Origin of the sequence: Arthrobacter sp. AB6, assembly GCF_031844545.1 — a bacterium.
GTDB lineage: Bacteria > Actinomycetota > Actinomycetes > Actinomycetales > Micrococcaceae > Arthrobacter.
Genome location: NZ_JAUZVL010000034.1, coordinates 1 through 13,240, shown reverse-complemented (window position 1 = coordinate 13,240; position 13,240 = coordinate 1). Strand labels below are relative to the sequence as shown.

Here is a 13,240-nt window from a genome sequence, read left to right as displayed (position 1 = left end):
TCGAAATGGCGGCCCCCTTGTGCCGCCTACCATGGTTCAAACGGAGCAGCAGGGACCATCCCCCAAGCTCCTACGGACCCGCCACCCCTTGGGTTTCCTGCCGCACCATCGCCACTGCCTCGAGCCATCCCGGACTTGAGCCCCACGTGCCGTGCGCCCACGGCCAGCACCAGGAGACAACGACGTGTCCATTGACGCACTTGCAGCCACTGACAATTCCGCAGCCACCGCGCTGAGCGAAGCCGAGATCTTCGACGCCCACCAGGGCGGCAAGCTCTCCATTGCGAGCACCGTTCCGCTGTCCAACAAACGCGATCTTTCCATCGCCTACACTCCGGGAGTGGCTGAGGTCAGCCGCGCCATCCACGCCAGGCCCGAACTCGCCCGCACCCTCACCTGGGCCCAGCGCCTGGTGGTGGTGGTCAGTGACGGCACCGCCGTCCTTGGCCTGGGCAACATCGGAGCCAGCGCTTCCCTGCCCGTCATGGAGGGCAAGTCCGCCCTGTTCAAGACGTTCGGCGACCTGGACTCCATCCCGCTGGTGCTCAACACCACCGATGTGGATGAAATCGTGGAGACCCTCGTGCGCCTGCGCCCCAGTTTCGGTGCGGTGAACCTCGAGGACGTCTCCGCACCCCGCTGCTTCGAGCTTGAGGAAAAGCTCATCGAGGCCCTGGACTGCCCGGTCATGCATGACGACCAGCACGGCACCGCCGTCGTTGCCCTTGCAGCCCTCACCAACGCCGCCAAGGTCACCGGCCGCGCCCTGGAGGGCTTGCAGGTTGTGGTCTCCGGCGCAGGGGCAGCCGGCATCGCCGTCGCCGAAATCCTGCTCGCTGCCGGCGTCACCGACGTCGTCCTGCTGGATTCCCGGGGCGTCATCAACAGCGGCCGCGCGGACCTCGCGGCGGACACAGCCAGCAAGAAGGCTGACATCGCGGCCCGCAGCAACCCCCGCGGGGTGGAAGGCGGCCCGGCCGAGGCCCTCGCCGGCGCGGACGTCTTCATCGGCGTCTCCTCCTCCAAACTGGACGAGGAACACCTGAAGCTCATGAACCAGGACGCCATCGTCTTCGCGCTCTCCAACCCGGACCCCGAGGTCCTGCCCGAGGTGGCAGCCAAGTACGCCGCCGTTGTGGCCACCGGCCGCAGCGACTTTCCCAACCAGATCAACAACGTCCTGGCCTTCCCGGGCATCTTCCGTGGCGCCCTGGATGCCGGCGCCCGGCGCATCACCCCCGCCATGAAGCTGGCCGCGGCGTACGCCATCGCCGAGCTCGCGGCGGAGGACCTGTCGGCCGACTACATCGTCCCCAGCCCGCTGGACCCGCGCGTTGCCCCGGCGGTCACGGCCGCCGTCGCTGCTGCAGTGGAAGCGGAGTAAGCACCCTTTCCCTGGCGGACCTACCCTTAGTGGAATGTACGACGGCGGTGCCTCCCCTGCGCGGGAGGCACCGCCGTCGGGGGTTAACAGGGCGCCAACCATAGACTGGAGTCCATGACCTCCGAAACTGTCGTGACCATCCTGTGCGGCCTGGCGATCCTCGTAGGTGTGGCGGGGACGGTCGTCCCGGTGCTTCCAGGCAGCATCCTGATTGGCGCAAGCCTGCTGGCGTGGGCAATCTGGGGCGGCGCCGGCACCGCGGGCTGGGTGGTGTTCGCGATTGCCATGATGTTCGTGGTGGCGGGCATGGCTGCCAGTGCTGTCCTTACCGGCAGGAAACTGAAGGAGCACGCCATCCCCAGCCGAAGCATCGTGGCCGCGCTGGTGGCCGGCGTGGCGGGAATGTTCATCATCCCCGTGGTGGGACTCTTCGTGGGCTTCGCCGCCGGACTCCTGCTCAGCGAATTCCTTCGCACCCGGAACATCGGCTCCGCAACAACCTCCAGCTGGGCCGCCCTGAAGGCCACGGGCCTGGGCATGCTCGCCGAGTTCGGCCTGGCCTGCCTGGCGGGCAGCACCTGGGTGGTCGGCGTGTGGATTGCTGCCGCCAGCGGCTGAGTGCTTGCGGGCCGGAACCGCAGGGCGTAGAACGGCACCATGACTGAACCAACATCAGCGCGCGGGCACGTGCAGGGCTGGATGGACAAGTACCAGGCCGCCTGGACCAGCAACCGGCCCGAGGACATCCGGGCACTTTTCACGGAAGATGCGCGGTATGAAACGCGGCCGGGCGATCCGGACCCGTGGCTCGGCCGGGACGGCATTGTGGAAGGCTGGCTCGCCGCCCGGGACGAACCGGGCGACTGGACGTTCAGCTGGGAGCTGCTGGGCGCCGACGGCAACACCGCCTTCGTGCAGGGCGTCACCGTCTATTCGGGCGGCCGGCCCAGCTACGACAACCTCTGGATCATCCGGTTCGACGGAGCCGGCCGCGCTGCTTCCTTCACTGAATGGTTCATGGAACGGGCCTAGGCACCGGCGGCCGCCGCACAGGGAACCTCCGGTTAGCATGGAAAGATGACCGCCGGGGATACTGCACCGATCTACTGGGACAGCCGGGACCTCACCCCCTTCGGGCAGCCGCAGCTGCGCACGCCGGTCCATGACCTTGTCGGGGGAGTGGGCGACATCCTCAGCGGTGTGCTGGGTGGACGCCACCCGGCCCTGCTCTTCGTGGACGGGGAGATCCCCCGGCTTAAGCGGATGCTGCCCAAGCCCGCCAAGGCAGTCCACGAGGCCATTTTCACCAGCCGGGAGCCGGAACGGCTGATCACCCTGGGGCGTGCCTATCCCGGCTGGGCCGGGCTCTGCTACCTGATGTCCGGCCTCCTCGTCTACAAGCACGGCGGCTATCTCCGGGCGTCGGAACTGCTGCAGCGCGGGCTTACCACCAGGAACGACGACGACGCCAACCGCTACTCGTCCACCTATCTGACGCGGATTGTCACCCGGATCGAACTCGCCGAACGCGTGGAGGTGCCGGTCCTCTTCAGCGAGGAGTCGGTGTTCCTGGCACTCGCCCATTCACTGCGCGAGACGGGCCGCACCGAAGCCGCGCTGGACGCGCTGGCCGGACTGCCGCCGTCGCTCCCCATGGCCCTGGCGCGCTGCTCGCTGGCGCTGAGCCTGGGCCGCAGCCGTACGGTGATCGACTGGACCGAAGGCCTCCTGAACGCGGACGACCTCTCGGCGGCGTTGCTGCTGGTCCGGGCCCGCGCCCTGCGCAGGGAGGGCAGGCTGGAGGCCGCCCACCAGGCGATCGCCGAGGTGCTTCGCCGGCGCAAGACCCACATGGTGCTGCGCAACGACGCCCTGACAGACCGCGCGCTGCTCGTGCTGGATTCCAGCAGGCGCTCGCTCAACCCGCGCGACTGGGGGCGGCGCCGCGAGGACCCGGTGCCGCAGAAAGAGATCGCCGCCCCCGTGCCCATCCGCAAGGACGAAGAGATGCGCCGGATCTGGGAACAGGACTGGAAAAGGCTCAGCGACGATTAGCCTGGCCTAGCCGGCGGCTACGCCGGCGAGCACCGGCAGCAGCTGTTCCCCGAGCAGCACCACGCCCAGTGCCACCATGATCACCCCGCTGGCGAGCGTCACTGCGCGGGCGGCGCCCGGCCGGCTTTGCAGCAGGGTGCGGGACAGCAACGCGACGGCGGTGTACACGAGTCCCGCGAGCAGCACGAAGGTCATGCCCAGCAGGCCGGACTGCACCGGTACGGGCAGCGGCGCCTCTGCGCTCACGAACTGGGGGACGAGCGCCACATAGAAAAGCAGGCCCTTGGGGTTGATGCCGCTGGTGCCCATACCCTGCAGGAAGGTGCGGAGCCGCGTCTGGCCGTCGCTGCCCGGCCTGGCCGTGAAACTCGCCCCGCGCCAGGAGCGCAGCGTGCTGATGCCCAGCCACATCAGGTAGCCGGCGCCGGCCAGGGTTATCCAGCCCAGCACCCCGGGTGCTCCCGTCAGGACGGCGGCCAATCCCGCCACCAGCAGGATCGTGTGGAGGACGTATCCGCCGCACAACCCTGCCACCGCGGGGACAAAGCTGCGTTGCCGGAGCCCCGCCGCGATGGAGTACGCCCAGTCCACCCCGGGCGTGCAGGCCAAGGCGGCCGCCACCAGCACAAAGGCCAAAAACAGCTCCGGGTTCATTCTTTCTCCTGCCACGAGGTCCGACAGAAGAAACCCTAGATACTTCGGCTCCGGAAGTGCTGTCCTTTTTCGCCCGCAGAAGCCCACAGAATGTAAGATTCTTGCGTGATTGACCATGTTGACAGGAATATCTTGCGTTACCTCAAAGAGGACGGCAGGATGACGGCCACCGCGCTCGCCGCCAAGGTGGGCTTGACTGTGGCGCCATGCCACCGGCGGCTCCGGGACCTGGAAAAATCGGGCGTCATCCGGGGCTACAAAGCGGACATCGATCCTGCCGCCGTGGGGCTGGGGTTTGAAGCGATCGTTTTTGTCACGCTGCGCCAGGTGGACCAGGCCACCATGGCGATTTTCGAGAACCGCGTGGCGGAAAACGCCAACATCGTGGAGGCCCAGCGCCTCTTCGGCTCGCCTGATTACCTGCTCAAAGTCATTGCCGAGGACCTGCCCGCGTACCAGCGCTTCTACGACGCCGAGCTTACGTCCCTGCCCGGCGTCGAGCGCCTGACCTCCACCCTGGTGATGAAGAACCTGAAGTCCAATGCAGGACCCCCGGTGTAGCGCGCCGGACTGCTGCTACTCCCTGAGCAGCCCGGTGGTGCGGTAGGGGATGACCTCGCGAAGGAACATGCTGGTGGAGGTGCGCACAATACCGGGGCAGAGCCTGATTTCCTCGGACACGCGGTAGAGGTCGTCCGGGCTGGTGGCCACCACGCGGATGAGGAGGTCGGTGTCGCCGGCGGGTGCGTGGCACTCCAGGACTTCCGGGATTTCCCGGAGGGCGGCAATGGCCTCGTTGAGGTGGCTCTGGTCCAGTTCGGCGCTGACTGCCGCCGCCACCCCGCGCCCCAGCGCTCCGGGAACCACCCTGCTGCTGTTGGGTCGCAGGGCCCCCGACGCCGTCATTCGCTCCAGCCGCGACTGCACCGTTCCGCGGGCCAGCCCAAGCCGCTGGGCGAGCACCATGATGGGAACGCGCGGATCTTCGTCAAGCGCGTTCAGGATCCGCTTGTCGGTGGGGTCCAATTCCTGCAATCTGACCACTTCCTGTCGATCGGAGCCTTGAGGACCGGTCAAACTGATCAATCAAAGTCCTGCTGGTTGCCCCAACTGTAGGCTCTCTGTTGAAATGATGGCAACAAGGCAGAAGCTACCGCTGATGCTCGCAGGCTACCGCTTCCCGGCACACCACCCGGACGGCGGAACATCGTTTCCCGCAAGGAGGCTGCCCTTGATTGACTCTTGTTCACACCATGGTCACTCTGCAAACACGGCAAGAGCCCCTGAGCTACCGGCGTCGGATTCCCGAAGTCATCGGTAGCTGAGGGGCTCTTGTGTTGTCCCCGCCACCCAGCCTCCCGCATAGTGTTGAGCCATGACCCCAGCCGGCCGCTTTGCCCCCAGCCCATCCGGCGAGCTGCATGTAGGGAACCTCCGGACGGCCGTCCTTGCGTGGCTGTTTGCCCGCTCCACCGGCCGGAAGTTCCTCCTCCGGGTGGAGGACCTGGACCGGGCGCGGGCGGGTGCGGAGGCGGTGCAGCTGCGCGACCTCACCGCCGTCGGCGTGACGTGGGACGGCGGCATCGTCCACCAGACGGACCGCGGGCCCCTTTACGCCGCGGCGATCTCCAGGCTGCAGGATGCCGGCCTCACCTACGAGTGCTTCTGCACCCGCAGGGAAATCCAGGAGGCCCCGTCCGCTCCGCACGCGCCCCAGGGTGCGTACCCGGGGACGTGCCGGAACCTCGGCCCGGCAGAGCGGGAATTCAAGCGCTCCATCCGTCCTGCGGCCATCCGGCTCCGCGCCGATGTTGCGGAGTACCGCGTACACGATGGGCTGCACGGGGAATTCACCGGAATCGTGGATGACTTCGTGCTGCGCCGCAATGACGGAGTGACCGCCTACAACCTTGCCGTGGTGGTTGACGATGCCGAGCAGGGCATCGACCAAGTGGTCCGCGGCGACGACCTCCTGCCCTCCACCCCCCGCCAGGCGTACCTGGCCTCGCTGCTGGATATTTCTTCTCCGGAATATGCCCATGTGCCGCTGGTGGTGAATAACGACGGCGCCAGGCTGGCAAAGCGCGACGGTGCGGTTACGCTTGCCGACCTGTCAGCGCTGGGAGTGGATGCGGCCGCAGTGCGGGACCGGCTGCTCGAGTCCCTTGGCCTGCCTCCGGGTCCGCTGCCCAGGGCGCTTGCATCGTTTGATCCGGATGCCCTGCCAAGGGAGCCTTGGGTGTGGTCCGGCCCGTAGGCTGGAGTCATGCCAGAACCCACGGAACAACCGCCTGCCAGCAGTTTCACGCCGGAGACAGCCAAGGTGCTGGCCGAGGTGGCGCACAACCGCCAGAAGGACAAACTGAAGCGGCCCTACAAGGACCATGTACTCGCGGTGGGAGACGCCCTAGCTGACTTTGACGACGACATCCGCATTGCAGGCTATCTCCACGACATTGCCGAGGACACCCCAATGACCCGGCAGGCCCTCCTGGACATGGGCGTCTCCGAGCGGGCCGTGCAGATCATTGAACGGGTCACCAACCGCCTGCACAGCACCCCGGACGACTACCAGGCCGTTATCCGCGAGATCGCCGAGGACCATGACGCCGCCTTGGTCAAGATTGCGGATAACGCGCACAACTCGCTGCCTGAGCGCGTCCAGGCGCTGGCCGAGAAGTGGCCGGACAAGCCGCCGGTCACCAAATACCGTGACGCCCGCCCTGTTCTCTATGCCGCCGTCGAGGTTGACGAGGTGCGGAAGATCCTGGCCCGGGTGAATCCGTGGCTGCTGGCGGAATTCGATGACCAGTTGGATGAGGAAGACACCACGGACTACGAGAACCTGTCCTATGAGGAGCCGGCTGCCGCCGCCGGGGCTGCCCGGCAGGCGGACGCGGACGAAGGGGAGGCTCCTGGCGCTATGTCCTCCGGGGAGCGGTAGTTCCTGCTTCCAGCTTCTGAAGGGCGAGGTGCAGCCGTTCTGAGCCCCGGCGTTCATCGATCACAATAGAGGCGCCGAGCGCCAGCACAATCACGAAGAGGCAGGCGGGGACTGACGCGCCCGCCGCGGCCAGGCCGACGGCAGCAGCCATTGCTGCCAGCACGCCGCCGGCCACAGTGATAACGGTGCGGTCTGCGCCCACCATGACGCTGTACAGCCATGTTATGGAGCCCTTGAACAGTGCCACCGGAATGGCGATGCTGGCCACGGCCGCGGCGGCGCTGATCCGGGCCTCGTGGTCGATATAGTAGGCGGCCACGTGGAGGCCGGCGCCGGTGGCTGCGATGGCGGCGAAAATGGGGATGTGGCCGTAGCCGAAGAGGAACGACCGGTGCCGGCGCAGGTGCAGGGCGCGTCCGGCCGGCAGCATGAAGTAGATCCACCACATGGCAAACGCCAGGGCCGTGCCGCCGAAGCCCACCAGCGCCGCATCAACACTCCAGCCGTGGTTTGCCACGATGGCCCGAAGGGTTTCAATGGCGCCGATCAGGCATTCGCCCAAGGCAATGATGGCCAGCAGCCCGTACCGTTCGGCAATGTGGTGTGCGTGCCAAGGGGTCCTGGTCCTGCGCTCGGCCGCGAAGGGCGCGGCCATTTCCAGCGCAACCAGCGGGACGATCATGAGCAACGTGGTCAAAACGTCCGCCTCGATGAAAAGCACTGCGATCCACCCGAGCTGCACCAGGGCCAGGTACCTGGCGTACCGCAGGCACGTCTCACGGCGGGCAGGATCCTGGCGTGCGGCCCGGAGCCACTGCGAAACCAGGGCCAGCCGCATGATCACGTAGCCGCCCACCATCACGGCGTTGTCCACGTGGTCGCCCTCCACCAGCGAATGGAACATGGGCTCAATGCCCATGGCGAGGATCAGGACACCCACGATCTGGACCATGGTGACCACCCGGAAGATCCAGTCATCGGTGTCGTAGGCGCTGGCGAACCAAGTGAAGTTGATCCACGCCCAGATCACGGCGAACATTGCGAAGGAGAACCCCAGCAGGCCGGGAACAACGTGGGCTGCCGCTATTTCGTGGGCAAACTGGCTGCCCGCCACACCGAACGCGATCACAAACGTCAGGTCGAAGAAGAGCTCAAGCGGGGTAGCGGCGCGGTGCTTCTCATGCGGGTCACGGCCGCCCATGCGCGCCATGGCATGGCGGAAGGGGTTGGAGGACATAAATAAAAGCTACACGCGCCCCAAAGCGTCGATGTCCTCCAGGAAGTCCTGGTGCACTTCGGCGCTGACGGTGGTCCGGGTGTCCGCGATGGAGTCGAGGTAATCCTGGGTGGAGGGCCCCTTCCGCACCGCCTCGCGGACAGAGGCCGTGCCGCCGGAAGCCAGCCCGCCGTCGCTGTCCTTGCCGTAAACAGATTTTTCCAGCGCACGCTGGGACGCGCTGCGGGCCGCATACTCGATATCCGCGGGGGAGAAGCCCTCGGTCTTGTCCACGAGCAACTCCACGTTCACGATGTCCACCACGGGGGCGGGGATGAAGCGCTGCCACATGGCTTCGCGGGCCTGCCGGTCCGGCAGCCCGATGGGGATGACATAGTCGAACCGGCCGTGCCGCAGGAAGGCGGAATCCAGGGCGCGGATGAAGTTGGTGGCGCACACCAGCAGCCGGCCGGGCTGTTCGCGGAAAGCCGGGATGATCTTGAGGAGCTCGTTGGTGACGCCCTGCAGGGGTGACGGCGGCTCGCCGGAGCGCTGGGCGGCGATCTCTTCCACCTCGTCGATGAACACCACCGCGTGTTCCAGCTCCGCGATTTCGAGGAAGGTTTGGCGCAGTGCCCCGGCGAGTCCTTGAGGGTCGGCCGCGAGCCGGGAGGGGAAGACCTCCACGAAGGGCCATTCCAGGCGTGAGGCGATGGCTTTGGCGAAGGTGGTCTTGCCCGTGCCCGGCGGGCCGAAGAGGACGACGGCGCGCGGCGGCACTACGCCGAACTCATCGGCGAGGTCCGCCTCGGCCAGGGGAAGGACCAGACGGCGTTCCAGCAGTTCCTTCTCCTTGCGCATGCCCGCCACGTTTTCCCACAGGTCCCGCGCCAGCACGCGCCCGCCGAGCTGGCCCAGCGCGCCGAGCTCCTGCCGCTGGACGGGAATGGTGCGCTCGAAGTAGCGCAGGTTCTTCTTCAACGCGAAGCCGCGGCTGAGGAACGCCTCCACCCGGGTTTCGGATTCCGGCATGAGGGCCGAGAGCTTGTTCAGGCCGTGCGGTGCCATCCGGTTTTCGACGGCGGCGAGGAGGGAAGTGCCGATGCCCCGGCCGCGGTACTCGGGCAGCGTTGCCAGGAAGACAATCCATCCCTGGTCGTGGGCGGCCCGTCCGACGGCGGCGCCCACCACCTGCTCACCCTGAACCGCCACCACGGCATGGTCCTTTTCGCAGGATGCCAGCACCTCGGAGAGGGCATAGACGGGTTCCACGTTGTTCGCCTTGAGGGTCTCCCACAGGTGCAGGATGCCGTCGAGGTCTGCCGAATGGAAATCCCTGATGCGCCAGTTGGTCATACCGTGTCTCCCGGGTGGTTCGTCGTTGAACTGCATCGCTGAAGTGCATATGGCAGCAAGGTAAAGCACTCTGCCGAGCATAAGCGATCAGCCCGCGACGAAGGGTTGCGGGAGCGTTGCATTACATTACGGTCTACGGGTCAGTGGTCAGACCTTGATCGGAACGGGATGGACCTCGTCCGCGGGGTGGCCCGCCCGCTCATGGATACGCCGCACAGCGTCCGCTGAGGGGGCCTCTGACAGGCAGTAGACCAAGCCTGACTCAGGATCGGCCCAAGCCGATTTGAAGTCAACGTTCTCGTCGCCTTGAATGGCAAGGTCGGCGTTATGGGCCTCCAGGAGGGCTTCCTTGGTGATTCCGACCATATTGTGGTGGACATCCATGAACTCGGGCATGCTGGCTGTGCTCCTTATCTTGGTCATCGTTGAACAGCAGGATGGGGCCGAGGCTAGACCTATGCCTTTGGGCCGTCAAGAGGCCGCGTTGACGGATGGGATGCCTGTGCCACGAAGGTCCCCCTGAGGACAGGGAGTGAGAGCAGGCCGGTCAGACTCCCAGGGTGTCCAGCGCGTTGCGCAAGGTATCCGCGGAGTGCTGCAGGGCCACCACTTCGCCGTCGTCCATGGGCATCTCGAGGACGGTGTGGACGCCGCCGCGCCCCACAATGCTCGGCAGCGAGAGCGCCACCCCTGAGATTCCGTGCTGTCCGGCCAGGACCGTGGAAACCGGCAGCACCGCTTTCTCGTCCCGTAGGACCGCTTCCACGATGCGTGCGCCGGAGAGGCCGATGGCGTAGTTGGTTGCGCCCTTTCCGGCGATGACCTTGTAGGCCGCCTGCGTCACTTCGCGTGCCGTTTCGGCAAGGTAGTCGGGGGTGAAGATGCGCTCGCCGTCCACCTTCCAGTCGCGGACGGGGATGGGCCCGATGGTGGCGGTGGACCAGGCCGGGAACTCCGTATCCCCGTGCTCGCCAATAATGCTGGCGTGGACGCTGGCCACGGCCACGCCGGCACGGCGTGCCAGCAGCCACCGCAGCCGGGAGGTGTCCAGGACGGTGCCTGAAGAAAGGATGCGTCCCGCTGGGAGGCCGGAAATCTTCTGCGCTGCCACCGTGAGCACGTCGCAGGGATTGGTGACCAGGACGAAGACGGCGTCCGGGGAGCGCTCGAGCAGCGGCGCCATGAGGTCTTCCAGGATCCGGACGTTGGTTCCGGCCAGATCCAGGCGCGTCTGCCCCGGCGCCTGCTTGGCCCCGGCGGTAATGACGACGACGTTCGCACCCTCCGTCACCGCGATGTCACCGCCGCCGGTCACGGACGCAGCGGCCGCAGCGAACTGGGTGCCGTGGGCGAGGTCCAAGACTTCGGCTTCGGCTTTGGCAGCGTTGACGTCGAACAGGGCGACGTTGCCGGCTGACCCGCGGATGAGGGCGGCGTACGCCAGGGAGGTCCCGACGCTCCCCGCACCGACAATGGCGAGCTTCGATCCTGACATGGAGTACCTCGTCTTCCCCGGCCCGGAGGCGGGCCGGCGCTGATGGTCCTGCTGCCCAATGGCTTTCATGCTACCGAGCCAGCCAGGGTAGGCGGCACCGTTGAGAGTGTCATGCCCGAGGAGTAGCGTGTGAGCCACCTCACCCCACCCATTCAGGAGCAACCATGCCATATCTGGGACGCCGGCTCGCTGCCGTAACCGCAGCGTTGGCCATGAGCGTGACCACAGGTGCCATCATGAGCCCCGCCGCTTCCGCTGATGAGCGGCAAACCCAAAAACAACCCGTCGCCACCGGGTACGGCGGTGCCGTCAGCACCGTGGACCCCGAAGCCTCGGCGGCGGCCATCGAAGTCCTCCGCGAGGGCGGCAACGCCGTGGACGCCGCCGTCGCGGCAGCAGCCACCCTGGGAGTTACGGAGCCGTACAGTGCCGGTATCGGCGGCGGCGGCTACTTTGTCTACTACGACGCCGACAGCGGCAAAGTCAGCACCATCGACGGCCGCGAGACAGCCCCGGCCGCCATGCCCCAGGATGCATTTATTGACCCTGCCACGGGTGCGGCGTACCCGTTCCGCAAGCAGGCCACGAGCGGCATGTCGGTGGGCGTTCCCGGCACGCCTGCCACGTGGGAGCGCGCACTGGAGCGCTGGGGGAGCGTCAGCCTGGAGGAGGCCCTTGAGCCGGCCATCGAGGTCGCCAGCAGGGGCTTTGTTGTAGATGCCACATTCCAGCAGCAGACGCTGGACAACATGGACCGGTTCCAGCCCTTTACATCCACCAGTGAGCTCTTCCTGCCAGGTGGCAACGCACCGGCCGTGGGGACAATCTTCAAGAACCCCGGCCTCGCCGACACCTACCAGCTCCTGGCTAAGAAGGGCATGAAGGCCTTCTATAAAGGTCCCCTTGCGAAGGAGATCGCGGAGACAGTCCAGAACCCGCCGATGGTTCCCGGCTCCACCCTGCCCGGCCCGGCGGGGGTCATGACCACCAAGGACCTCAAGGACTACGAGGCGCTGGACCAGGAGCCCACCCATGTGAATTACCGCGGCTACGACGTCTATGGGATGGCCCCGTCCAGCAGTGGTGGAACCACGGTGGGTGAGGCGCTGAACATCCTGGAGGTGTTCGATCTTCCATCCCTGAAGGCTGACGAGCCCAAGGTGCTGCACCACTACCTCGAAGCCAGCGCGCTTGCCTTCGCGGACCGCGCCAAGTACGTGGGCGATCCCGCGTTTGTGGACGTTCCCACGAAGGCGCTCCTGGACCCGGTGTTCGGCAAGGAACGGGCCTGCGAGATCAATCCGCTGGAGGCGGCCGTCAAGCCGCTGAAGACCGCCGGAGACGTCACGTCGTACGACGGCGTGTGCCCGGTGAAGCCGGCAGCGCTCGCTGATGAGAAGGACACAGAGAACATCTCCACCACCAACCTCACAGTTTCAGACAAGTGGGGCAACGTGGTGGAGTACACCCTCACCATTGAGCAGACCGGCGGGTCCGGCATCGTGGTTCCGGGCCGCGGGTTCATCCTCAACAACGAGCTTACGGACTTCTCGGTGGTGTACAGCGAATCGGATCCCAACCGGATCCAGCCGGGCAAGCGGCCGCGCTCGTCCATGTCGCCCACCATCGTCCTGAAAGAGGGCGAACCTTTCCTGGCACTCGGCTCGCCGGGCGGCTCCACCATCATCACCACCGTCCTGCAGACGCTCATCAACCGCATTGACCTGGGGATGGCCATCCCCGAGGCCCTGGCTGCTCCCCGCGCCACCCAGCGGAACACGGAAAATGTCGTGGCTGAACAGGCATTCATCGATACGTACGGGCCCGTCCTGACGTCGACGTACAAGCACAAGCTTGTGGCAGCGGGCACCCCCGGAACCTCGGCTGCAGAAATCGGCGCCGCCACGGCCATTGAGTTCCTGGATGACGGACTAGTGGTTGCCGCGGCCGAGCCGGCAAGGCGCGGCGGCGGATCGGCGATGGTAGTGAATCCCGCGAAGTAATCGGTCCGCCAGCCGCTTTAAGCGGCAAGCGTTAAACCGCGACGGCGGCACGCAGGTTTCTGGAGCTTCAGAACCTGCGTGCCGCCGTCGGACGTTAAGGACGGTGGTTTACTTCTTGAAGGCGGCCGCCGGC

Annotated in this window: 14 protein-coding genes; 8 read left to right on the top strand and 6 right to left on the bottom strand. The window is 66.5% G+C overall.

The genetic code is table 11. The features are described from left to right. Positions 1-184 precede the first annotated feature (184 nt). From Q9R30_RS18655 to Q9R30_RS18640, 4 genes are all read left to right on the top strand, one after another. A complete protein-coding gene (locus Q9R30_RS18655; RefSeq protein ID WP_311218523.1) occupies positions 185-1,384 on the top strand; it encodes an NADP-dependent malic enzyme in 1,200 nt (399 codons plus the stop codon). A 114-nt stretch (positions 1,385-1,498) separates the two neighbouring features. Then, the gene (locus tag Q9R30_RS18650; RefSeq protein WP_104999419.1) at positions 1,499-2,002 is read left to right on the top strand and encodes a DUF456 domain-containing protein; all 504 of its coding nucleotides are present in this window, start codon (positions 1,499-1,501) and stop codon (positions 2,000-2,002) included. Between the two features lie 39 nt (positions 2,003-2,041). Next, entirely contained in the window at positions 2,042-2,416 is a 375-nt protein-coding gene (locus Q9R30_RS18645) for a nuclear transport factor 2 family protein (protein ID WP_311218522.1), read from the top strand. Between the two features lie 45 nt (positions 2,417-2,461). Continuing rightward, a complete protein-coding gene (locus tag Q9R30_RS18640) occupies positions 2,462-3,439 on the top strand; it encodes a hypothetical protein (RefSeq protein ID WP_311218521.1) in 978 nt (325 codons plus the stop codon). Between the two features lie 6 nt (positions 3,440-3,445). Here Q9R30_RS18640 and Q9R30_RS18635 read toward each other — a convergent pair whose 3' ends face one another. Further along, a complete protein-coding gene (locus Q9R30_RS18635) occupies positions 3,446-4,093 on the bottom strand; it encodes a LysE family translocator (protein WP_104999416.1) in 648 nt (215 codons plus the stop codon). Positions 4,094-4,198: 105 nt separating this feature from the next. Between Q9R30_RS18635 and Q9R30_RS18630 the strand changes: the two genes are divergently transcribed. After that, positions 4,199-4,654: an Lrp/AsnC family transcriptional regulator gene (locus Q9R30_RS18630; protein WP_311218520.1), complete on the top strand. Its 456-nt coding sequence runs from the start codon at positions 4,199-4,201 to the stop codon at positions 4,652-4,654. 15 nt (positions 4,655-4,669) lie between these two features. Here Q9R30_RS18630 and Q9R30_RS18625 read toward each other — a convergent pair whose 3' ends face one another. Beyond that, the gene (locus tag Q9R30_RS18625; RefSeq protein ID WP_199775295.1) at positions 4,670-5,128 is read right to left on the bottom strand and encodes an Lrp/AsnC family transcriptional regulator; all 459 of its coding nucleotides are present in this window, start codon (positions 5,126-5,128) and stop codon (positions 4,670-4,672) included. A 340-nt stretch (positions 5,129-5,468) separates the two neighbouring features. Here Q9R30_RS18625 and gluQRS point away from each other — a divergent pair, with 340 nt between their 5' ends. Both gluQRS and Q9R30_RS18615 read left to right on the top strand, forming a co-directional pair. Then, on the top strand, positions 5,469-6,350 hold the full coding sequence (gene gluQRS / locus Q9R30_RS18620; protein WP_311218519.1) for a tRNA glutamyl-Q(34) synthetase GluQRS: 882 nt from the start codon (positions 5,469-5,471) through the stop codon (positions 6,348-6,350). 9 nt (positions 6,351-6,359) lie between these two features. Then, positions 6,360-7,037 carry an HD domain-containing protein gene (locus tag Q9R30_RS18615; protein WP_104999412.1) on the top strand — a complete coding sequence of 226 codons (678 nt, stop codon included), beginning with the start codon at positions 6,360-6,362 and terminating at the stop codon, positions 7,035-7,037. Here the strand turns inward: Q9R30_RS18615 and Q9R30_RS18610 are convergent. The 4 genes from Q9R30_RS18610 to Q9R30_RS18595 all read right to left on the bottom strand — a co-directional run bounded on the left by Q9R30_RS18610 (position 7,015) and on the right by Q9R30_RS18595 (position 11,104). Further along, positions 7,015-8,274 carry a low temperature requirement protein A gene (locus tag Q9R30_RS18610; protein WP_104999411.1) on the bottom strand — a complete coding sequence of 420 codons (1,260 nt, stop codon included), beginning with the start codon at positions 8,272-8,274 and terminating at the stop codon, positions 7,015-7,017. The two genes, Q9R30_RS18615 and Q9R30_RS18610, sit on opposite strands and share 23 nt — an antisense overlap. Before the next feature lie 9 nt (positions 8,275-8,283). Continuing rightward, positions 8,284-9,609 carry an ATP-binding protein gene (locus tag Q9R30_RS18605; protein ID WP_104999410.1) on the bottom strand — a complete coding sequence of 442 codons (1,326 nt, stop codon included), beginning with the start codon at positions 9,607-9,609 and terminating at the stop codon, positions 8,284-8,286. Positions 9,610-9,756: 147 nt separating this feature from the next. Continuing rightward, on the bottom strand, positions 9,757-10,005 hold the full coding sequence (locus Q9R30_RS18600; protein WP_104999409.1) for an SCO4226 family nickel-binding protein: 249 nt from the start codon (positions 10,003-10,005) through the stop codon (positions 9,757-9,759). Positions 10,006-10,156: 151 nt separating this feature from the next. Then, positions 10,157-11,104, bottom strand: coding sequence for an L-lactate dehydrogenase (locus tag Q9R30_RS18595; RefSeq protein WP_311218530.1), 948 nt, complete (start codon positions 11,102-11,104; stop codon positions 10,157-10,159). 164 nt (positions 11,105-11,268) lie between these two features. On the opposite strand from Q9R30_RS18595, the gene ggt reads away from it, so the two are divergent. Next, positions 11,269-13,107 carry a gamma-glutamyltransferase gene (gene ggt / locus Q9R30_RS18590; protein ID WP_311218518.1) on the top strand — a complete coding sequence of 613 codons (1,839 nt, stop codon included), beginning with the start codon at positions 11,269-11,271 and terminating at the stop codon, positions 13,105-13,107. The last annotated feature ends 133 nt before the right edge of the window (positions 13,108-13,240 follow it).